This is a genomic window from Paraburkholderia megapolitana (assembly GCF_007556815.1).
Classification (GTDB): domain Bacteria; phylum Pseudomonadota; class Gammaproteobacteria; order Burkholderiales; family Burkholderiaceae; genus Paraburkholderia; species Paraburkholderia megapolitana.
The window spans coordinates 1,089,568-1,110,659 of sequence record NZ_CP041745.1 but is presented as its reverse complement, the minus strand read 5'-3'; the positions used below and the strand labels follow the sequence as shown (position 1 = coordinate 1,110,659).

General features: G+C 61.0%; 16 protein-coding genes and 1 pseudogene. 7 read left to right on the top strand and 10 right to left on the bottom strand.

Translation table 11 applies throughout. The features are described from left to right. Window positions 1-27 precede the first annotated feature (27 nt). The 3 genes and pseudogenes from FNZ07_RS18345 to FNZ07_RS18335 form a co-directional block, all read right to left on the bottom strand. A complete protein-coding gene (locus FNZ07_RS18345; protein WP_245811429.1) occupies window positions 28-1,968 on the bottom strand; it encodes a TRAP transporter large permease in 1,941 nt (646 codons plus the stop codon). A 16-nt stretch (window positions 1,969-1,984) separates the two neighbouring features. Then, the gene (locus FNZ07_RS18340; RefSeq protein ID WP_091010744.1) at window positions 1,985-3,004 is read right to left on the bottom strand and encodes a TRAP transporter substrate-binding protein; all 1,020 of its coding nucleotides are present in this window, start codon (window positions 3,002-3,004) and stop codon (window positions 1,985-1,987) included. A gap of 176 nt (window positions 3,005-3,180) precedes the next feature. Further along, window positions 3,181-4,122 (bottom strand): annotated as a pseudogene (locus FNZ07_RS18335) (AraC family transcriptional regulator N-terminal domain-containing protein); the annotation flags it as partial. 186 nt (window positions 4,123-4,308) lie between these two features. Here FNZ07_RS18335 and FNZ07_RS18330 point away from each other — a divergent pair. Beyond that, entirely contained in the window at window positions 4,309-4,770 is a 462-nt protein-coding gene (locus tag FNZ07_RS18330) for a (2Fe-2S)-binding protein (RefSeq protein ID WP_091010739.1), read from the top strand. A 3-nt stretch (window positions 4,771-4,773) separates the two neighbouring features. Then, on the top strand, window positions 4,774-6,984 hold the full coding sequence (locus FNZ07_RS18325; RefSeq protein ID WP_091010737.1) for a xanthine dehydrogenase family protein molybdopterin-binding subunit: 2,211 nt from the start codon (window positions 4,774-4,776) through the stop codon (window positions 6,982-6,984). A 118-nt stretch (window positions 6,985-7,102) separates the two neighbouring features. Here the strand turns inward: FNZ07_RS18325 and FNZ07_RS18320 are convergent, their stop codons facing one another. Genes FNZ07_RS18320 through FNZ07_RS18310 form a run of 3 tightly spaced genes read right to left on the bottom strand, consistent with a single transcriptional unit; the run spans window position 7,103 to window position 10,149 of the window. Next, window positions 7,103-7,963, bottom strand: a complete 861-nt coding sequence (locus FNZ07_RS18320; protein ID WP_170275790.1) for a glycine betaine ABC transporter substrate-binding protein — start codon at window positions 7,961-7,963, stop codon at window positions 7,103-7,105. A 37-nt stretch (window positions 7,964-8,000) separates the two neighbouring features. Further along, on the bottom strand, window positions 8,001-9,227 hold the full coding sequence (locus tag FNZ07_RS18315) for a M24 family metallopeptidase (RefSeq protein WP_091010733.1): 1,227 nt from the start codon (window positions 9,225-9,227) through the stop codon (window positions 8,001-8,003). A gap of 34 nt (window positions 9,228-9,261) precedes the next feature. Then, on the bottom strand, window positions 9,262-10,149 hold the full coding sequence (locus FNZ07_RS18310; protein ID WP_211367974.1) for a HalD/BesD family halogenase: 888 nt from the start codon (window positions 10,147-10,149) through the stop codon (window positions 9,262-9,264). 135 nt (window positions 10,150-10,284) lie between these two features. On the opposite strand from FNZ07_RS18310, the gene FNZ07_RS18305 reads away from it, so the two are divergent. The 3 genes from FNZ07_RS18305 to FNZ07_RS18295 all read left to right on the top strand — a co-directional run bounded on the left by FNZ07_RS18305 (window position 10,285) and on the right by FNZ07_RS18295 (window position 13,112). Further along, window positions 10,285-11,169: a LysR substrate-binding domain-containing protein gene (locus tag FNZ07_RS18305; protein ID WP_245811428.1), complete on the top strand. Its 885-nt coding sequence runs from the start codon at window positions 10,285-10,287 to the stop codon at window positions 11,167-11,169. Between the two features lie 648 nt (window positions 11,170-11,817). Beyond that, window positions 11,818-12,585: an iron-containing redox enzyme family protein gene (locus tag FNZ07_RS18300; protein ID WP_170275789.1), complete on the top strand. Its 768-nt coding sequence runs from the start codon at window positions 11,818-11,820 to the stop codon at window positions 12,583-12,585. Between the two features lie 23 nt (window positions 12,586-12,608). Next, a complete protein-coding gene (locus FNZ07_RS18295; RefSeq protein ID WP_091010725.1) occupies window positions 12,609-13,112 on the top strand; it encodes a VOC family protein in 504 nt (167 codons plus the stop codon). Window positions 13,113-13,181: 69 nt separating this feature from the next. Here the strand turns inward: FNZ07_RS18295 and FNZ07_RS18290 are convergent, their stop codons facing one another. From FNZ07_RS18290 to FNZ07_RS18280, 3 genes are all read right to left on the bottom strand, one after another. Further along, window positions 13,182-14,807, bottom strand: a complete 1,626-nt coding sequence (locus FNZ07_RS18290; protein WP_091010722.1) for a hypothetical protein — start codon at window positions 14,805-14,807, stop codon at window positions 13,182-13,184. Between the two features lie 75 nt (window positions 14,808-14,882). Then, window positions 14,883-15,269, bottom strand: a complete 387-nt coding sequence (locus FNZ07_RS18285; RefSeq protein WP_407670624.1) for a GtrA family protein — start codon at window positions 15,267-15,269, stop codon at window positions 14,883-14,885. Continuing rightward, window positions 15,266-16,204: a glycosyltransferase family 2 protein gene (locus tag FNZ07_RS18280; RefSeq protein ID WP_091010938.1), complete on the bottom strand. Its 939-nt coding sequence runs from the start codon at window positions 16,202-16,204 to the stop codon at window positions 15,266-15,268. Before FNZ07_RS18280 ends, FNZ07_RS18285 begins: the two co-directional genes overlap by 4 nt. Before the next feature lie 478 nt (window positions 16,205-16,682). On the opposite strand from FNZ07_RS18280, the gene FNZ07_RS18275 reads away from it, so the two are divergent. Together FNZ07_RS18275 and FNZ07_RS18270 are read left to right on the top strand one after the other, a co-directional pair. Continuing rightward, window positions 16,683-16,877: a hypothetical protein gene (locus tag FNZ07_RS18275; protein WP_143098046.1), complete on the top strand. Its 195-nt coding sequence runs from the start codon at window positions 16,683-16,685 to the stop codon at window positions 16,875-16,877. Between the two features lie 109 nt (window positions 16,878-16,986). After that, window positions 16,987-19,323 carry an LPS-assembly protein LptD gene (locus FNZ07_RS18270; RefSeq protein WP_407670623.1) on the top strand — a complete coding sequence of 779 codons (2,337 nt, stop codon included), beginning with the start codon at window positions 16,987-16,989 and terminating at the stop codon, window positions 19,321-19,323. 29 nt (window positions 19,324-19,352) lie between these two features. On the opposite strand, the gene FNZ07_RS18265 is transcribed toward FNZ07_RS18270, so the two are convergent. Then, window positions 19,353-21,020 (bottom strand): methyl-accepting chemotaxis protein, encoded by a 1,668-nt coding sequence (locus FNZ07_RS18265; protein WP_091010719.1) that lies wholly within the window; start codon window positions 21,018-21,020, stop codon window positions 19,353-19,355. Window positions 21,021-21,092 lie beyond the last annotated feature (72 nt).

The following is a 21,092-nucleotide window of genomic DNA, read 5'->3' as shown; positions in this document are numbered from 1 at the left end:
TGTCTCTTTGCGTACGGGGTTTCCAGGTCAAGCCATGTTGAAATGCCGTGGCAGCCACAGCGAAATCGACGGCACCAGTACCAGTAACGCGAGCATCACGGCCAATAGTGCGAGGTACTTGAGCATGTGGCGCGCCACGTCTTCACCGCGCGTGCCTGTCATCGCGCAGGTTGCGAAAAGCCCGAGGCCGAACGGCGGCGCGAACAGGCCGAGCCCCATCGCGGTCACCGCGATCGTGCCGAAGTGCAGCGGATTGATGCCGAGTTGTACGGCGATCGGCACCAGCAACGGTCCGAAGATAATCAACGCGGGCGCGCCTTCGAGCACCGCGCCGAACACGATCATGATCAGCACCGACACACCGAGAAACGCGACGCTGCCGTAGTCGTGTGCAAGCGTCAGCATAGTGGCCGACAGCAGCGCTGGGATCTGCATGACGGTCAGCGCATAGGCAACGCCCGAGGCCGCCGCGACGATAAAGAGAATGCCCGCCGCCATCGATGAAGCACGCACAAACAAACGCGCGACGGAACGCACCGTGAGTTCGCGAAACGCAAGGCCACCTACGACAAGCGCGTACACCACCGCGAACGCCGATACCTCGGTCGAAGTAGCGACACCCGATGTCACGCCCTTGCCGATCATCACGACCATCACGAGTGCGACCAGCGCGCCGCCAAGCAACCGCAGCAACGGCGTACGCGCGGGAAACGCGGCGCGCGGATCGATCTTCTTGCCGAAGATCACGACCATCGTCGACAGCGCGAGCGCCATCACGATGGCAGGCACGATGCCCGCGAGAAACAGCCCGCCGATCGAGATGTCCGCGACAAAGCCGATGATGATCATGTTGATGCACGGCGGAATCGTTTCGGCCATCACCGCCGATGCCGCGAGCACAGCCGCCGTTTCGTTCGCATCCTGACGTGTGCGACGCACGGCCGGCACGACGATCCCGCCGACCGCCGCGATATCGGCAAGCTTCGAGCCCGACACGCCGGAGAAGAACGCGGTGGCAAGAATCGCAATCAGGTTCATCGAACCGCGCACGCGGCCGAAGATGCGCACCAGCAATTCGATCAAGCGCGCCGACATGCCGTTCGCTTCCATCAGCAGGCCCGCCAGCACGAAGAACGGAATGGCGAGCAGCACGAAGTGGTCGATGCCGGCCATCACCTGTTGCGAATAGATGATCATCGGCAGGCTCGGTTCGCTGATGAAGAACAGCAGTGCGGCGAGAGCAAGCACGAAGGCGATCGGTACGCCGACCGCGAGGCTGCCTGCAAAGCCCGCGAGCAGCAGTACCCACGGCGCAATTGCGTACGCGTCGAACAGCGTATTCCATCCATATACCGCAGCGACGATCGCGCAGCAGCCGGCTAGCGTGAACCATGTGCCCCGCGTTGCGCCGCGCACGGCGTTCGCGATGCCGACGGCCGTCATCAACAGTGCGCCCAGCAGCACCGGCAACACACCGATCCATTGCGGCAGGCCCATCGGCGTGGTGACGTTTGCCGCATCGCCGAGCAGTTGCCACGCCGACCACGCAAGCCCTCCAGCAGTACCGGCGACGATCCAGCTGCCGGTCTGCGTAGCCGCCCGCCGCCAGGCTGCGGGCAGCAAGCCGCGAAAGAAATCGATGTGCACATGCTGGCCGCGCGCGAGCACCGTCGCGCCGCCGAGAAACACCAGCATCACCATCAGGTCGCCCGCGATTTCCTCGGCCCAGTCGACCGGGTGATGAACGAAGTAACGCAGGATCACCGACACGAAGACGACCAGCACGTCGAGTGCGAGCACCACCGCGCACAGTCGCTCGACCAGAACGCACAGCGCGGCGAGCGTGCGGCCGACGAAGCCGCCTGCGCCGAAACTCCAGGTGCCCGACGTTGCGCCGTGCGTGCCGCTTGCCTCGCTCGCTTCGTCACGCAGGCCGACGCCGCGCATCTGACTCAGTGATTCGTTCATGTCCCGACTCCCGTGGTTATGCGCGAGTCTTGTCGATCGCGGCCAGCACCGGCGCGGTCACCGGATACGTGCGCGTGAACGGCACCCACAACTGATCGCGCATCATCTTGCGCACGGTGTCGCGCTCCGCGGTCGCCATCGGGTAGAAAGTCATGCCCTGCTTTTGCAGCGTCGCGAGCGCGTCGGCGCCCTTGGTGACGGCTTCCTTGCGCTGATACAGGCTCGCCTCGCTGGCTGCGGCACGAAACGGTTGTTGCAGCGGTGCGGGAATTTTCGCGAGACCACGCTTACCGATCACGACGATGCACGGACTGAACAGATGATTGGTCTGCCAGCTGTTCCGCACGACCTCGTTCAACTTGTTCGACAGCACGCTCGCCGCGTCGTGTTCGAAGCCCTCCACCACGCCGGTCTGCACCGCCGTGTAAACCTCGTTGAATGCAATCGGCGTCGGGATCGCGCCCATCAGCTTGAACGTTTCGACAAACGCCTGAGTGGGCAGCACGCGCAGCTTGACGTTCTTTAGCTGCGCGAGATTTTTGATCGCGGGCTTCGTGTACACGCTGCGACCGTTGAAGTGCGAGCCCCAGCCGATCACCGAACAACCGGTGCGCGTTTGCAACAGATTGTCGTAGACGCCGGCCACGCCACCGTCCACCGCACGGGCAACGTGCGCATAGTCGTCGAACAGAAAGCCGAGATCGAGCAGTGCGAGTTCGGGCAACGCGGTCGCCCAGATCGAACTGCCCGTAATCATCATGTCGATTGAACCGAGCCTGACCTGCTGCACGACGTCGGCTTCCTTGCCCAGTTGCCCGTTCGCGAAGAAGTCGACGCGGATCTGCTCGCCGACGCTTTTCTTCAGGTTCTCGGCGAAGCGCTGGTACCAGATGTAATGCGCGGAGTTACCGTCGGCCGTCATCGTCGACGAGAAGCGCAGCGCGATGGGCGCGCTCGCGCGGCCGATCGCCGGCACCGACAGCGCCGCGGCAGCGGCTGTCGCGCTCTGGATAAAACGGCGACGGGTGACCTGCATGACGGTGTCTCCTATGTTTTGTAAAACGTTCTACCAAACCGTTTGACTCATCATAGAGAGGACAGCGGGGGGCTTCAATGATCGAGGGTTAACACGGAATATGAGGGAATACCCCCAGTCTTTTCGTCGACGGAATCGTCCTGGATGGCCTCGCGCACCTCGGTCGTCTCACTCGCCTCGCTCATCGCCGACCCGTTCCCGCGCCTGAATTGCGCAACATCCCGTAGCGGCGGCGCCCCGAACAGCCGGCTGTATTCGCGGCTGAACTGCGAAGGACTGTCGTAACCCACCCTGATCGCCACCGAGCGGACATCCCCGCTGTGCCTGAGCAACAACCGCCGCGCCTCATGCAACCGCAGTTGCTTCTGATACTGCAGCGGGCTCAACGTCGTGACGTTCTTGAAGTGATGATGCAGCGACGACACGCTCATGTTGACCTGCTGCGCGAGCGTCTCCACCCGTAGCGGCTCGGTGTAGTGATGCTGGATCCATTCGATTGCCCGCGCGATCCGGTATGTCTGGCTGCCGGTCACGGCCACGTGTCGCAAGCGCGTTCCCATCTCGCTCGTCATCAACCGGTAGAGCAATTCCTTCTCGATGAGCGGTGCGAGGATCGGGATGTCGCCAGGAGTATCGAGCAATCGGGCGAGCCGTAGTGCGGTATCGAAAACGGGTGTCGACAACAGACCCACTGCGATCCCCTCTTCCGCCGGCACGGCCTCCGGCTCCGGCAGATGCAACTGCGCCGCCAGCTCGACGATGCGTTGTGGATCGAGTGCAAGCTTCATGCACAGATAAGGCTCGGCGGCGGACGCTCGGGTCACTTGCGACATCGTCGGCAGGTCGACGGACGTCACAAGGCAATGCAGGTGATCGTACTGATACGCGTGCCCCGCGACCACCACCCGCTTGGCGCCCTGGGCTGCGAACACGAATGCCGAGTGCGAAACGCCGCAGCCGAGATCGACGGGCGCCGAACAGCGGTAGAACGACAGCGAGGGAATCGCCGTCTGATGGCCGCCGTCGCAGGGCGCGAAGCGACCGATGAGCGCGGCCAGTTCGCGGCGGGCCGTTTCGCGCGATGCCGAAGCATCGAACCACGAGGCATTCTGTTCCATACGCATTGAAATCGGTTGAGGACATTGAGCATACTGAATCCCCAGCGGACCACCCGCATCCGCCCGCCGGATTTGCAGCATTGTTCAATATTTTTGCAGGATTGTGTAAGCACAACGGCGCGCCGTCCTTCACACTCCCGCCTACACCCGGCGCCAAGTCCGGGCTTTCCCCCACGGAGAGAGTTCATGTCCACATCGTTTGTCCTGAACGGCAAGAACATCACGCTCGATGCCGATCCCACTACCCCACTGCTCTGGGCGATCCGCGAGGACGCCGGCCTGCACGGCACGAAGTTCGGCTGCGGCATGGCGCAATGCGGCGCGTGCACGGTTCACCTGGAGGGCGAGGCCACGCGTTCGTGCGTGCTGCCGCTCGCTGCGGTGGCCGGCAAGCGCATCACGACGATTGAAGGCATTACCAGCGCGCCCGCCAAAGCGATCCAGGCCGCGTGGATCAAGCTGCAGGTGCCGCAGTGCGGGTACTGTCAGTCCGGACAGATCATGTCCGCGACCGCTTTGCTCGAACGCAATGCGACACCGACCGACGCCGATATCGACAGCGCGATGAGCGGCAACCTGTGCCGCTGTGCGACCTACAACCGCATTCGTGCGGCCATCCACGAAGCCGCCGCTACCTTGAAGGTCTGAGCCATGACGACCGATCTCGATCTCAAGGATGTGGTGCGCCCGTCCCGCCGGACTTTTCTGAAAGCAACCGGCACTGTCGCCGCAGTGGGTTTGATCGTTGGCTTCGAGTGGGTGGGCACCGGCCGCCGCGCACTCGCCGCCACGCTGCCCAACGCGGAGTTCGTACCGAATGCGTTCGTGCGCGTGGCGCCCGATAACAGCATCACGATCATCGCCAAGCACGTCGAAATGGGCCAGGGTGCGTACACCGGCCTCGCGACGATCCTCGCCGAAGAACTCGATGCGAACTGGCAGGACGTACGTGTCGAAAGCGCGCCCGCCGATGCGAAGCGCTACGCGAATCTCGCGTTCGGCACGATCCAGGGCACAGGCGGCAGCTCGGCGATGGCCAACTCGTGGATGCAGATGCGTGAAGCCGGCGCGAAAGCGCGTGCGATGCTGGTATCGGCTGCGGCCGCGCAGTGGCAGGTGCCCGCTACCGAATTGACGACGCGCGACGGCAGCGTTCATCACACGGCCAGTAACCGTACGGCGACGTATGGCTCGCTTGCGTCGGCGGCGGCCCGTTTGCCGGTGCCGGACAAGGTCACGCTCAAGTCGCCGCAGGATTTTCGTCTGATCGGCCAGCAGCTACCACGCGTCGACGTGCCGCCGAAAACCAACGGCACTGCGCAGTTCACACTCGACGTAACGTTTCCCGGCATGCTGGTCGCGCTGCTGCAACGGCCGCCGCTGTTCGGCGCGACGGTTAAATCGTTCGATGCATCGGCGGCGAAGGCCGTGCCTGGTGTCGTTTCGGTCGTGCAGGTGCCGGGCGGTGTCGCGGTGGTTGCGAAGGGCTTCTGGGCGGCGAAACAGGGCCGCGATGCGCTGAAGGTCGAGTGGGACGATACGAAGGCCGAGAAGCGTAGCTCCGACGCGATCATGAGCGAGTACCGGCAGCTCGCCGAAAAGCCAGGCGCATCCGCGAAGAAGGTCGGCGATGCGACGCAGGCGCTGGCGGGCGCGGCGAAGAAGGTCTCCGCGACCTACTCGTTCCCCTACCTCGCGCATGCACCGATGGAACCGCTCGATGCCGTCGTCAAGCTCACCGCCGACAGCTGCGAGATCTGGGCCGGCGACCAGTTCCAGACCGTCGACCAGGGCAACGCCGCGCGCACGGCAGGGCTCGACCCGCAGCAGGTGAAGATACACACGCTGTATGCCGGCGGAAGTTTCGGACGACGCGCGAACGTCTGGTCGGACTACATCGTCGAGGCTGTGTCGATTGCGAAAGCGCTCGGTGCAAACGGCACGCCGGTCAAGCTGCAATGGACGCGCGAGGATGACATCCACGGCGGTCTCTATCGGCCGATGTATTTCCACAAGCTCGACGCCGGACTGAGCGCCGACGGCAAGCTGGTGGGCTGGCGGCACAGGATTGTCGGTCAGTCGATCATCGCCGGCACGCCGTTCGCCGCCGGCATGATCAAGGATGGGATCGACGCGACGTCCGTCGAAGGTGCTGCGAACATCGCCTATGCGATTCCTAACCTCTCCGTCGAACTGACGACGACGAAGACCGGTGTGCCGGTGTTGTGGTGGCGCGTGGTCGGCAGTTCGCACACAGCGTTCGCGGTGGAGGCGTTCATCGACGAAGCCGCACACGCCGCGGGCAAGGACCCGTTCGTGTTTCGCCGCGATCTGCTTGCGGAAGAACCGCGTATGCGGGCCGTGCTTGAACTCGCGGCGCAGAAAGCCGGTTGGGATCCGGCTACGCCGTTACCGAAAGGACGCGGCCGCGGCATTGCAGTGGCCGAAGCGTTCAAGACGTTTGTCGCCCAGGTCGCGGAAGTCTCCGTCGACAAGGACGGCAACGTGAAAGTGGAGCGCGTTGTCTGTGCGGTGGATTGCGGCACGCCGATCAATCCCGACATCATTACCGCGCAGATGGAAGGCGGTATCGGTTTCGGCCTGGGCGCCGCGCTGCACAGTGCGATTACGTTGAAGGATGGTCGGGTCGAACAGAATAACTTCGACACCTACCAGGTGCTGCGGATGTCGGAGATGCCGAAGGTCGAGGTGCATATCGTGCAATCGGGCGAAGCGCCGACCGGTGTCGGGGAGCCCGGGGTTGCGCCGGTTGGGCCTGCGGTGGCGAATGCGATTTTTGCGGCTACGGGGAAGCGGATTCATGTGTTGCCGTTTCCGGGGGAGGCGGAGAAGAGTGCCTGATTGACTGATATGAGCATGTGCGCTGGCGCAGGTTTGGCCGGCGCCAGGGCAATTGTGCAGCAGGCTGCTGCACAATTGCCCTGGCGATGCAAACCCGCACCGCTGATACCTCCCCCACCTACTTCAACCACTGCCCAACCACCCCCTGATTCTTCGCGATCCACAACGCAGCCCCCTTCTCCGGCTGCGTATCACCGGCACTCCGAATCTCGTTCATCAGATCGCCGAGCGTCTGGTCGTCCATCTTCCATTGATGCAACCAGCGCGACACGTCCGGCCACGTAGCACTCAGGTTCGACGCAGCAATCGCATAGATCGCGTCCGGTGTACCGAACGTCCCCTTCGGGTCTTTCAGGTAATGCAGTTTCTCTTTCGCCCACACCCAGTGCGGATTCCACAGCGTAACGACGATCGGCTCCTGGCGCTTCCCGGCACGCTGCAGCGCAAGCAACATCGCAGCTTCCGACGAAGGCAGCACCGCGTAATCGAGCGCATAGTCGACCTTCGCTTTTGCGGTGAGCTTCATCAAGCCGCTGCCGGGTTCGATGCCGAAGATCGTCGGTTTGCCGTCATGGAGAAACTGGCCGCTGCTCGCGTTCAACTGATCGACGCTATCGATCTTCACGTAGTCCGGCACCGCGAGACCGAGCTGTGCCTTGTCGAACCACGGGCCGATCTTCTCCACACGCGTCTTCACGCTGTCGTACGGCGCGGCATCGGCGGAAGGTAACCAGACCTCGAACGTGAGATCGAGCTTGCGTTGCGCAACACCGCTGTAGATGATCGCCTTGTCGCCCGACTGCAGATTCACCGTATAGCCCCTCTGTGTGAGCAGTACCTTCCACAGATTCGCGACGGCGATGTTCTCCGCCCAGTTGTTGACGCCGATCGATATCGTGCGGTCGGCGGCAAACGAACCCGCAACCGGTATGGCGAGCAGATACAGTGCGAGCAGCGCTCGCCTGAACAGTGTGGTCATGATGATTTCCAGGAAAGGAACGCGCTCGCACGCGCCGTTAAGCAAGCAGACGCGCTTCGAACGGATAGTCGGACAGCAGCTCGACGCGGCCGTCGTCGCGCACATACACCTGCTCTTCGAGCTTCACGCCTTCGCCACCGTCTTCGTGACCGATGTAGCTCTCGATGCACAGCGTCATGCCTGGTTCGATCACACCGTCATAGCCTTTCGCCTCGTTGTCCTCGCGATGCACGATGTACGGATATTCGCCGGTCATACCGACGCCGTGTGCGAGCGCGAAGTAACGTCGTGCCTGATACGGCCCGGGGATCTTCCACGCTTTCGCAATGAACTCCTGAAACGTCGTGCCGGCACGTACGTTCTCCATGTTCGAATGCACCTGCTCGTAGGCGAGGCGATACAGGTTCTTCTGCGCGGCTGTCGCCGGTCCGTCGCCGCACAGGAACGTGCGTGAGAAGTCGGCGTAGTAGCCGAAGCGTCCCACCACATCGGTATCGAGACCGACGAGTTCCCCCGCCTGAATCTTGCGCGGGCTGCTTTCCTGGAACCAGGGGTTGGTACGCGGGCCCGAACTGATCAAACGTGTTTCGACATAGTCGCCGTCGGTCTCAATGATGTGTTTGTGCAGATGCGACCACAGCTCGTTCTCGCTGATGCCCGGCACCAGTGCCGCCTCGAGTTTGCGCACGCCCTCTTCGGCTGCGCGCAGCGACGAGCGGATCATCTTGATCTCGTTGGGTACCTTGATCGCACGCGCGCGTTCCAGTGGCTCCTGGGCGTCGGAGATCTGGTAACCGCGCGCTTGCAGTGCAAACGCCGCCGCCGAGGTCGCACTTTCGATTGCAAGGCGTTTGCCGCCACCCGATTGCCGCACCAGCTCATCGATTTCGTCGGCCCAGCGCTCGGTCACGCGACCGAGCATGTCGTCGCAGAAGTAATAGGAAATCGCAGTCGCCGGCCGCACTTCGTCGACGGTATCGAGACCGTCGGCCAGAAAATCGCAGCCGGCATACTCGAACAGCACGACCTTGCCTTCGGCCGGCACAAACACATAGCGCGCCGGATTGCGCATCGAGTAGACCTGCATGTTGCGCGAGCCTGTCGCATAGCGCATGTGAGTGGGATCGAACAACACGGCTGCGGTCAGGTCGCGCTTCTTTAGCTCACGGCGCACTGCAGCGAGCCGGTCGCGCTGGATCTGCGCGATCTCCTCTGCAGTCGGTTCGCAGTCTTCGGGAAGATGAGTTGGGCGAAGTAAGGTCATGGTGTCTGCGGGGGTTTATTTAATAAGGTGAAGGTCAGTCGACCAAGTTGTCCGCACGCACGAGCCGTTGCTCGGCTTCGAGATGCATTTCGGAAACGCGCCCGTAGAGCTGGCGCGTACGCTCCAGCCGCCCAATCACGCCAGGCTTCTTCGAGTACGCGAAGATCGCTGTATGACGTTCGATCGAACCCTCCACCTGCGTCACGCGATGCAGCGAGAACCGTCCCTTGAACAGTTGCAGGTCGCCCGGCTGCAGCGTGATCACGTTGATCGGTGCGCGCGTCTCGCCGCGCACGATACGTCCGACTTCGCCGTAGTTCTCTCCCTCCGGCGAGCGGATACCCGGGCAATATTCGAAATCGCCGCCGGCCTCCGGCTGCTGCGTCATCATCGACACGATGAATTCGTTCGTGTCGTAGTGCCACGGCTGCTGAGTGCCCGGCGGCATCACGTTCTGCACGAGCCCCGCATATGGGTCCGCGTATTCCCAGATGCGCGCTTCGTCAAGACATGCAGCAACGAAACGCTTCATCGCGTGTGCGACATAGATGCGATGAATGATCGCGTCGGCGGGAATCACATCGCGTGTGACGAAGCCGCTGGTGCGGTCCATGAAGACGCGCCGCGGATCGCCTTCGGGGAGAGAGGGATCGTCGGCAGTGAAATACGCGTTGACGCGGCGGCTCGAAAAGTAGGTCTTGTGGGCGAGTGCGACACCTTCGTCGCGCGCCTGGGCGAGTGCCGCCGGACGCAGAAAACCGTGCAACACGGCGCTGCCCGTTTCAGCAAGACGCGCACGACAACTCTCGATCAGCTCGCGCATGCGCGGACCGTCCGGTTCATGCAACGGAAAACGCTCGGCGTCGACGATATCGCCGAGATCGCTGCATTCGGCATCGGCAAGGGCAGGACTGACTGGCACGATATTAGCTCCCGGTTCCGGTATGGATGGCGGATCGATGAAGGGTGTGAGGTATCGCGAATCGCGATCCGTTAGTGACGCTTCATCTTTTGTTCGCCAATTTCTTCTGGAAAGCGAGTAATTCCGATGGCTGCGATGAGCGAACCCGATTGGTCACGGCTCAGTGCGCTCGACCCCGAACTGCTGCGCGCATTCGTTGCGGTGGTCGACAGCGGCGGCTTTACGGCCGCCGCGAAACAGCTGCACCGCACGCAGTCCACTATCAGCCTGCGCATTCGCACGCTCGAAGAGCGACTCGAGACGCACGTGTTTCTGCGCAATAGCCGGCGCCTGTCGTTATCGCGTGATGGGGAGAATTTCCTGATTCACGCGCGGCGCATTATTCAGGTGCAAAACGACGCTATCGCCGCACTGAATCGGGGCCGACGCGAGGGCGTGATCCGCTTTGGACTACCGGAGGACTATGCGGAATTGTGGCTACCCGATCTGCTAAAGAAGTTTTACGCGCTGCGGCCGGACGTGCGGCCGCATATTCATTGCCGGATGTCGCTCGAACTGCTCGAACGCCTGCAGGCAGGCGAACTGGATCTGGCGCTCGTCGTACGGCACGGCACGCAAACGGGCGGCCGGCATCTCGGTAGCGAAGACGTGGTGTGGGCCGCGCATCGGGACTTCGCGCTGGATAAAGCGGCGCCGGTGCCGCTCGCGTTGTTTCCCGAGACCTGCTGCTACCGGCAGCGCGGTCTAGAAGCACTGGCCGCGCTCGATCGTCCGTGTCACGTGGTCTATACGAGCCAGAGCCCGACCGGTATCAAGATCGCCGTGAATCATGGTGCCGCGGTGACGATCATCGATCGCTGCACGTTGCCGCCGAACTGGCGCGTGCTTGGCGAAGACGAAGGATTGCCGCCACTGCCGCCGGCCGATCTCGAACTGCATCGCTCGTCGGGGATCTGCGACCCGGCCGCCGATGAACTGGCGACGTTGATCGAGGGGATGATCGAGGAGCGACGGCGGTAACAGGACCATCGTCTGGCGTCACACGATGCCACGCTATCACCGCGACTCACCGCTTATTCACGGCACTCGATGTAGCCGCCGAATATGCCTCACGAATTAACTTACCCACATTAAAAAGGCGATGCAGCGATCTGATTTGCGCACGCAATCAGTCATCGTTCAAATTAAAATTAACAATCCTCTCGTCGATTACTATACTGCGGCAATCAGTCGACGCGATTAAAACGGTCTTATGCGCGAATCATAAAACCGCTTCACCTGTCGTGATCGCCTCAATCAAAAAACAAGGAGACGTAAAGGTGCCGCTCGGTACCGCCAACCTTCGCACGCGGGCTCGACCCAGCGCACGATCCACGCTGCGCGTCGTATTTCCCTTGGTTGCTCCTCTTTTCCCTGGCCGTTTATAAGTTCTCACCCCTCAATCAACCGGCAAGGAGAATCCTCAACGAACAATCAATTCCAATTCAAATTTTAATTTCCCCTGTCAGCGTATCGATTCGTCGATGCGTATTGTGTCAAACAACGCTCCCATGCCCGCCACCAAGAAAATAAATGTCCGTTCGCGCGCATGGAATCAGAAGCGAGGTATTTACTGTGCATAAAACCGATATCAGCTGGAGCTCCGAGAATGCGGATCAGTTCTGGCGCATGGCGGACACCCTGCAGGAACAGACTGTCGAACGTGCAGGCGAGCTTTTTTCATTCGTCGAAACCGCCAGCCCCGAGCAGCTCAACGCCATCCTCATCCAGTACCGCTACTTCACCGTCTACTACATTCCGGATATCGCGATCCTGGTTGCGCGCCTCAAAGACGGCAAGCTGCGCAGCTTCATGGCCGATGTCCTGTTCGACGAACTGGGCCGCGGCGATCCTGCCGGCGCGCATCCGCGGCTCTACGACGACTTTCTGAGAAGCCTGTGTAGCCAGAACGAAGAACTGGATACGCTGGCGCTCGCCGACAACATCGACATGCTCGACGGAACCCGGACAAAACTCGTCAACAACAACACGAGCAACGCCTATGCGGTCGGATTGCGCGGGATGGGTGGCGAATGTGTGTGCCAGATCTATCTGGCGAAACTGTACGAACACGTCATCAAGAATCCGTATGTCCAGCAGAACCGCGCGTCCATCGACTGGAAGTTCTGGGACCTGCATATCGGCGAGCACGATATCGAACACCGGCTCCGAACGCGCCAGCTCATCAACGAGGAAATCATTCAGCAAGGCGGCGACGCGGTGACGGACCTTGGTCGTGGTTACCAGGAGAGCATGACCTCGTGGGGACTTTTCTGGAGCAACATTTTTGCGTCCATTCGCTCCACCGACGTCAAACGCACGCGAGTCGCTCCCTCCTGCAACTTCCAGCTGCAAGCCGCGCCTGTCGGCGCAGCGGACAGCGTCGCGCTTTCCTAGATCTTCTACTGCGGAGCCCTCACATGAAACAGATTCACACGCAGTTCCATCTCGCCATACCCGTCACCGATCTCGAAGCATCACGACAGTTCTATCGCGACGTGCTGGGCGGACACGAAGGACGCTCTACCGACAACTTCATCGACTTCAACTTCTACGGCCATCATCTGGTGCTGCATATCGCGCCGCAAAGTTATGACCGGACGCCCGCGATGTTCGAATCGAAATTTCATAACGAGAAAGTCATCGTGCCGCACTTCGGTCTGAATCTCGACCGGCAAACGTGGGGCGACATGGCTGAGCGCATCAAGACGCAGAACTATCCGTTCTTCGATCCGCCGCACGTTCGCATGGCGGGCATGCCGGGCGAGCACGCGACGATGTTCGTCGTCGACCCTTCAGGCAATGCGCTCGAGTTCAAGGCGTTCAAGAACCACGATGAAGTGTTCTCGAAGATATTCGATCCTAAGACCAAGGATCTGAGTAGTCTTGAGACGGTGGTGGCGGACGCTAGTTATCAGGCTTAGTGGCCTGTATGTGATTGCTCGCGTGAACCGGGCCCGATGAGCCCGGTTCGCGAAGCGCCTCCTGCTTCGTCACCTCGTGCTGGAGATACGACACCACTGATACGGATAGACACCCCTGCCGATATGCGCAAGAAAAGTCTTACATGAGCCAACGTCAAGCAAAAAGCCGTAGTCAGCCAACGCCTGACCCGAATCGACGAGTTCCGCTGCATCCTTCGCTGCATCTGCCTGGCCGTCGGACCAGTAACCTGGGATTAGCGCGTACACAGGACCGCCTCGCTGCCGGACGATGTCGTGAATCTTGTTGTCGTACGCCGGTCGAGCCTGGGGAAACGCCGACCTGGTCGTTGCGAATGCGACCGTGTCGGGGAACATCGGCACCAGCCAGCCGAGCGGTGGATCGCCTGCGGTGAGCAGCACCGTCGTCGTCCGAGGTTCGGGAAGCGGTGGCACATCCACCTCGAACATCCTCTGCGCCCACGCATCATGCCCCCACGAGTGGGCGCCTCCAACCAGAACAACAGTCGTGCAGACCACCAGCAACGCCCTGGTCAAATGACGCGCGACGCGATAGGCAAACAACTGTGTGAGCAGAAGATAGATGAAGAGGGGAACACACAACTCGATTGCCACCAGATACCGCTGGATACTGAACAGCATCATCCACACGAGATACCCAATGGCAACATACGCGACAACGTAACGCGCGGCAGGGGCGAGGCTCGTCGTAAGCGCACCCTTGCGACTACGCACAAAAGCCACGATCACCCAACACCAGAAGATGACGTATGCAACGGCCCAGATGCCTTGATGTAGCCTTGCCTGCCCGACGCGGAAAGGGTTGAGTGAGAATACGAACGGAAAAATCAAGGCTTCCCAGAGGCTCTTGGGGAACCACCGCGTGTCGACCACTCCAACGCTCGACGTCAGTGCGCTTGGGAAAATGGAGCTGTATTGTGGATAAAGCGGGTTCCCATACAGGCGCCACATCTCCACGAACCAATACCCCCCCGTTGCCGCTATACCGAGAAGTACGCCAACCCCGAAGGTAAACGCGACGCGCAGACGAGCTGTCGCCGATATCGGCGCAAACAACAGTCCCACGCACAAAGCGACCGAATACACGACAGTCGTGAGCTTGAGTCCCGCCCCCAGCCCAGAGATGATCCCGCCGATTGCGATGACCAAAAGGACACGCGTCCTCACCTCGGCCAACCGCGGCCAGACCGTCATGACGACAAGCAGCGCCCCGAGGCTGAAGAGCGAAGTAGTGTTGTCGCCCATCGAGTTGCCTATGGCCGACATGAAGTTTGCGGTAAGGCAACCTGCGAGTGCGAGCCAGAATGACGTCCTGTTCCGCTCGTGTTCCGGCAGATCGACAAGCGTCAGACGGCATATTCCCAGGAGCACGACAAAGTTGAGACCGTGCACCACACCCATGATGAATCCCACCAGCATCGCCGGCAGGTGCATCGACATCAGGTAATACGGAACATCCAGCAACGGGTTGAAGTAACTCTGCATTCCCGCCGGCGCCAGATCGATCGCTATCTTTCCGTGGAGCAGCGCGAAAGCGTTATAAAGATGATAGTTGCGGATATCCCAGTTCGAATCCGCACCCTGCATTACTGAATAGACGCCGTATATCAACGGCACAATCCAGCACGCGATCAGTAGAGACCGACGGCTGTTCATCCGTGTCCGGAAGAGCCCGTTCCGGCATGCCGTGAAGTGTGTGTTCATCTGGTTTTACCGCAGTGATGTGTCGAACTATTTCTTGAATGCCCAGCGCTTCGCGGCAAAGAAGTTAACAAACAGTCCCGCGACCGACCCGCAAGCCACAGCAATCAGGGGAACAAGTCGCCAGCCATGCACGATGAGCACGACAGCCGAGTAAGTCGCGTAGTTCACGCTGGCGCCCCCGAGCATGGACAGAAGATAGCGCCACCATTCGACCCATGCGGACCTCTCGGCGCGCTCGCGAAAGGTATGCCGCCGGTTGATACGCCACGTTACCCAGACCGCTGCGATGAATGAAACGGCCCGCCCCGCGAACAGGCCAAGCCCACAGGCTAGCGCGAGGTAGAGAACGGACGCGTCGACAACGAAACCGATCACGCCGGCAATGGCAAACCGGATGAATTGACTGCCGATCACGAGCGGCCTGGCCCGGGAACAGCGAGGTAAGCCAGACGCTTGGCCTCGGCCCTTCCGTGCGTGACCGTGTCGAGGACCATGCCGCAAGTCAGCAGGATGCCGCCGAACAGCACGAGTGCCACGCACATCAATGCCGTGGGAAGGCGCGGCACGAGCCCGGTCTCCACGTACGTCTCCAGCAGCGGAATAGCCAGTAAGACCGAAACGAGCACACACAACAACGAGCCCGAGGCGAAGAAGGCAAACGGCTTTTCCGACTTCAGCAGCTTGACGATAGTGACGAGAATACGAAAGCCGTCCCGGTAAGTATTCAGCTTGCTGCACGAACCCTCCGGGCGCGACCGGTATGCTGTGACGACTTCGGATACAGGCATCCTCAGTTCCAGTGCGTGGACCGTTAGCTCGGTTTCAGTTTCGAAGCCAGACGCGTGCGCGGGGAACGACTTGACATAGCGCCGGGAGAAAACGCGAAAGCCCGAAAGCATGTCCGTAAATGTTCTGCCGAAAATCGACGAGACGCAGCGGGTCAGCGCAACATTGCCGAACCGATGACCGAATCGATAGGCACACTGCTCCTGGCTGATACGGGTTCCCACAACCATGTCCAGACTGTCGTCGATTAGCGCCGAAACCATCCTGGGTGCAACGCGAGCGTCGTAGGTATCGTCACCATCGACCAACACATAGATATCCGCATCCACGTCCGCGAACATGCGCCGAATGACGTTGCCCTTACCTCGCAGCGGAACCTTGCGTACTGTCGCACCAGCCGCCCGCGCCACTTCGATGGTTTTATCCGTGGAGTTGTTATCGAAGACAAAGACCTCTGCGCCTGGCAACGCCTCTCTGAAGTCGCGAATCACATTCGGAACGGTCAGGGCTTCGTTGAGGCAAGGAATCAGGACTGCGATTCGACAGGTGGACGATGCGGTCATTCTATTCAGGCGGAAGTACAAAAGTTGATCGGGCGAGGAGTGGATTTGCCAGCTCAGCCGCGATCGGTCACCACAGGAGACAACCCCATATTTCTCTCTGCCGGAGGCTTGCTTACAAACAGCAAGCAGTATAGGGATCGATCTGGCTGTGTGCAATGGAATCGGGATATCTGTCTGTGTGTCCAGGTAATCGCGTTCACATAGTGAGTAACAACGCCTTCTCACCGCGATTCGGCATTGCATCCTTCCCAACGCTTACAGCCGTCGAAAAATTTCCGAACCTTGATATTCGTAACGCCGTCTTGCGCCCGTTACGCAAACGAGTGCTCATACGCGTTCGATCCGCCGCTCCTGCACAATTCCTCCAACCCAATGACAAATCCTGTAAAGAACAGCGAGACGACAGTAACAAACCAACGAACACCATCGGCTATCGTGAGACTGCCCCTTCCTGCTACAGCGAGGTCAGACAGTCATCATGAAATCATTCCTCACCCCTTGTGTACTTGCCGCGGTGCTGAAGGTCAGTTCCGCTCCGGTGTACTCCGCGTTCCTGGCCTCGATCTCCACGCATAGCACGCTGACGGTCTCGGGTTACCGCGAGGCCAACGCGGTGTCCGACGACAGGCTTCATGCTTATTCGTCGCACATGGAAGATAGACCGCGCATTTGATCCCGCAACGCTCGCCGTCCAGTCGAGCATTTCGGGCGCCCTCGCCCGAACCATCACAACGCCGGTCTCACGCCGTCTGGTTTGAATCGCACATCGTTCGACACTTATCTTGACTCTGCGCAGCACCCTGCGAGGTTTTCGTCTGAAACCTCTGATTTCGCTCGTGCTGCTCACCGCAGGCTGGGTGCCGCCGGCTGTATATGCGCAACTGACGGGCACAGCTGCAGCGCCGGAATCCCTCGGTGGTCAATGGGACTTGCGTCTTGCGCCGCAGCTCGCCGAACACTCACTGCCCGCCAATCAGAAGGCTGCCACGCTGACATTGGGCAACAGCGAGACTGCTACGACTGACACCGATCTCGCGCTCAAGGGCAACGCGGAATTGCGACGCTACACGTCGGCGGTCAAGGGCGACTATGTGCATTACGCATTCGACAGCGACATGGCCGACGCGTACGGAGCCGTGCAGATCGTGAACGACGGCGACGTGTTTACGGGACCCGAGGCGCATCTGCGCGTAGATGCAAACGAAGGCTACATGACGGTGCCGAAGTATCGCTTCAGCCTGACTGGCGGTTGGGGCAGCGCGCAACGCATCGACCTGATCGACAACGAACGATCGGTAATACATGACGGGACCTACACCACGTGCCCGTGCGACGGCCAGCCTGCGTGGTACGTGAAGGCGTCGCAGTTCAATATCGACCAGGGCGCCGACGACGGCATCGCACACGATGGCGTGCTGTTCTTCCAGGGCGTGCCGATCTTCGCGAGCCCGTGGCTGTCGTTTCCGCTTTCCAACGATCAGCAAAGCGGTCTGTTACCGCCGACGTTTTCGATCGGTTCAACCAACGGCATCGATATAGCGTTGCCGTACTACTTCAACATCGCACCGAACTACGATCTCACGCTGACACCGCGCTATATGTCGAAGCGCGGCGAAATGTTGAGCGCCGACTATCGCTATCTAACTGCGAAGTCTTCCGGCACGATGGATGTCGCGTATCTGCCCGACGACGCGATCACGAAGACGAACCGTTACTCGATCGCTGTGGTGCAGAACTGGACGATCGCCCCGGGTCTCGCCGGGTACGTCAATTACAACCGGGTGTCGGATGCCTCGGTGACAACCGATCTTGCGTCGGGTACCGCCTTCCCCACCAGTTCGACCACGTTGTATCAGCAGGAAGCCGGGCTCACCTACAACAACGGACCGTGGTCCGTACTGGCACGCGAGCAACGCTGGCAGACGTTCTCGACCGACACGACGTATAACCGCGAACCGCAGGTAGACGTTCGCTACTCGCAATACAACGTGGATGGTTTCGACTTCGGTACCCAGGCCGATGCAACGCGATTTACGTTGCCGGGAACCGGTGTGACCGAAGGCAACCGTTTCACCTTCACACCGTATATCAGCTATCCGATCGTTCGGCCTGGCTGGTTCTTTACGCCGCAACTGAAGTGGCATTTCGTCGACTACGACCTGTCGTCGATAGGCAGCGATGCGCCGGCCGGGCAACCGAAGACCTTCAGCTTCAACGTGCCGACGTTGAGTCTCGATTCGGGCATGACCTTCGAGCGCAGTGTCCGGCTGTTCGGACACGCGTTCATCCAGACGCTGGAACCGCGGCTTTATTACGTCTACACACCGTATCGCAATCAGCAGTTCGCACCGCTGTTCGATACGGCGGAAGCCGATTTTGGGTTGTCCGAGATCTTCACCGACAACACGTTTGTGGGCGGCGACCGCGTAGCGGACGCGAGCCGTATTACCGCTGCGGTGACGAGCCGCCTGATCGATCCGTCGAGTGGCGACGAGAAGGCACGCTTCACCGTTGCACAGCTATACGATTTCCGGGCGCCGCAAGTGACGCTGGTAGACGGCGAGCCGATCTCCGACATGAGCCGGACCGGGATTATCGTGGGTGCGTCGTACAAGATCGGCCCCGGTTTCAGCGCCGAGCAGGCGGTCCAGTACAACGAAATCGAACACTACCTGTCGCGCGCGACCGTCGGGTTCGGCTGGGCACCCGCTACCCGCGAGGTGTTGAACTTCGCCTATCACTACACGCGCGAAGACGAGACACTCGATTACGAACCGGTCAACCAGTTCATCGTCTCGGAACAGTGGCCGCTCGCGCGCCAGCTGTCGAGCGTCGCGCGCATCAACTACGACATGGTCACGCACCGGTTGATTGCCGGCTTGCTTGGTCTTCAGTACGACGCCGATTGCTGGGCGGTCAGCATCGCGTTCGAAAAGTATACGAACGCGTCGAGTACGACCGAGCCAAGCACCGGCACCCGGGTTCTGATGCAACTACAGCTCAAAGGATTTTCAAAGATCGATAACGGGCTGCTCGATCAGTTTCGTGCGAATGTACCGGGCTATACGCCACTGCCGGCGAGCGACGCGCCCACGTCGCGCTTCTCGGACTATCCGTGACGGCGGTCGTACGTCGCACGAAGCTGTGTTCAGGTGGTGACGATTTCAGTCTGATGTTCGAGGGCCGGGTGTTGCCTGTACCCGATCGCACCCGCTTGCTCCGGCAACTTCGGCACTTTGGAAACCACCGGTTCGGAGTCGACGACCGACCGGTCAATGCGAAACACCGCTACGGCTTCCCGCAATACCTCCGCCTGCTCTTCGAGCGACTTCGCCGCGGCCGCCGCTTCCTCGACGAGCGCGACGTTGTTCTGCGTCACCTCATCGATCTGCGTGATAGCCTGGTTGACCTGCTCGATGCCGGCACTCTGCTCGCGCGCCGCCGCTTCGATTTCGGCCATGATGCTCGTGACCTGCTCCACCGCCTGCATCGCGTCTTTCATCGTGCCGCCCGCCTGCACGACGAGCGCTGCGCCCTGCGCGACCTGTGCGGCCGAATGCCCGAGCAGTTCCTTGATCTCTTTCGCGGCGGTTGCCGAGCGCTGCGCGAGACTGCGCACCTCCGATGCCACCACCGCGAAACCGCGACCCTGCTCGCCGGCGCGAGCGGCCTCGACCGCGGCGTTCAACGCGAGGATGTTGGTCTGGAACGCGATGCCTTCGATCATTCCGGTGATCTCGGTGACCTTGCGCGACGACTCGGTGATGCCGTCCATGGTTTGCGTTACGCGGTTGACGACCTCGCCGCCGCGCGTGACCGTATCGAGTGCGCCGTGAGCGAGACGACTGCCCTCCTTCGCGTTGTCGGCGTTCTGCTTCACCGTCGACGACAACTCCTCAATGCTCGCCGCCGTACGTTCGAGCGCCGCTGCCTGCTGCTCGGTGCGGCGCGACAGATCCAGATTGCCCGCGGCGATTTCCTTTACACCGTGTGCGATTGCGCCGGTACTGCCACGCACCTTCGATACCGTGTCGACCAACCCGTCGCGCATGTGCGCGAGCGCGCCGAGCAGTTGCCCCATTTCGTTGCGCGAACGCGTGCGGACCGAGATCGTCAGATCGCCTGCTGCAATGCTCTGGAAGTGCGCGATCGTGCGCTTGACCGGTTTGACCAGTGCCGCCGACATCATTGCGCGCGCAACCACACCAACCACGAGCGAGATCACGCCAATCGCTGCAAACAGCAGACCCGTGATGCGGAAGCGTTGGGCGATGTCGTCGGCGTCGCGCCGTTGGGCGTCGGCTTGCAGATGCTCGAGGGCATCGATCGCCTTCGCGTAGACCTTGTAGTAGCGATCGGCGGTTTCGCCCTGGATCGTGCGGAACGTGTTGAAGTCGTTGTCGACGAGCGCTTTGTGCTCGGGCTCGATTGCCTGCTTGACGAGTGCGTCGCGGGCCTGCGCAACCGCCTGGGCCAGCTTCTGCTCGTCGGCACTCGCGAACGGACCGCTCGCGTAGGTACCGAAGTCCTTGTTCGAATCGACCAGCATCGTGTGAGCGGCTTCGAGCAGTCCGTCGGTGTCCTTGCCGATGCTGAACAGCGTCTCGTAGCTGCCGAGCGCGAGACGCACCTGCAGCAGCTTCTCGGAGCTCGTCTTCAGCGACGCGAGCGCGGCCGAGCTGCGTTGCAGGTCGCGCAGGCCGTCGCTGGTGTGCTTCAGTGCGCCGTAGCCGACTCCGATCACCGTCAGCAGAAATGCGACGAATACGCAGATGATCAGGGTCAGGCCACCGCGAATGGTGAGGTTGTTGAGCATGATGGGTCCGTGGCGGTCTATCGGTTGCGTGCGGGGTGCGTGGTTGCCGGCGCGGCCTCCCTGAGCGGGATA

Coding starts and splice junctions, on each gene's coding strand:
- FNZ07_RS18345 (WP_245811429.1), bottom strand. CDS start 1,968: ATGAACGAATCACTGAGTCAGATGCGCGGCGTCGGCCTGCGTGACGAA.
- FNZ07_RS18300 (WP_170275789.1), top strand. CDS start 11,818: ATGGCGGACACCCTGCAGGAACAGACTGTCGAACGTGCAGGCGAGCTT.
- FNZ07_RS18280 (WP_091010938.1), bottom strand. CDS start 16,204: ATGACCGCATCGTCCACCTGTCGAATCGCAGTCCTGATTCCTTGCCTC.
- FNZ07_RS18290 (WP_091010722.1), bottom strand. CDS start 14,807: ATGAACAGCCGTCGGTCTCTACTGATCGCGTGCTGGATTGTGCCGTTG.
- FNZ07_RS18305 (WP_245811428.1), top strand. CDS start 10,285: ATGAGCGAACCCGATTGGTCACGGCTCAGTGCGCTCGACCCCGAACTG.
- FNZ07_RS18295 (WP_091010725.1), top strand. CDS start 12,609: ATGAAACAGATTCACACGCAGTTCCATCTCGCCATACCCGTCACCGAT.
- FNZ07_RS18265 (WP_091010719.1), bottom strand. CDS start 21,020: ATGCTCAACAACCTCACCATTCGCGGTGGCCTGACCCTGATCATCTGC.
- FNZ07_RS18325 (WP_091010737.1), top strand. CDS start 4,774: ATGACGACCGATCTCGATCTCAAGGATGTGGTGCGCCCGTCCCGCCGG.
- FNZ07_RS18320 (WP_170275790.1), bottom strand. CDS start 7,963: ATGACCACACTGTTCAGGCGAGCGCTGCTCGCACTGTATCTGCTCGCC.
- FNZ07_RS18330 (WP_091010739.1), top strand. CDS start 4,309: ATGTCCACATCGTTTGTCCTGAACGGCAAGAACATCACGCTCGATGCC.
- FNZ07_RS18275 (WP_143098046.1), top strand. CDS start 16,683: ATGAAATCATTCCTCACCCCTTGTGTACTTGCCGCGGTGCTGAAGGTC.
- FNZ07_RS18340 (WP_091010744.1), bottom strand. CDS start 3,004: ATGCAGGTCACCCGTCGCCGTTTTATCCAGAGCGCGACAGCCGCTGCC.
- FNZ07_RS18315 (WP_091010733.1), bottom strand. CDS start 9,227: ATGACCTTACTTCGCCCAACTCATCTTCCCGAAGACTGCGAACCGACT.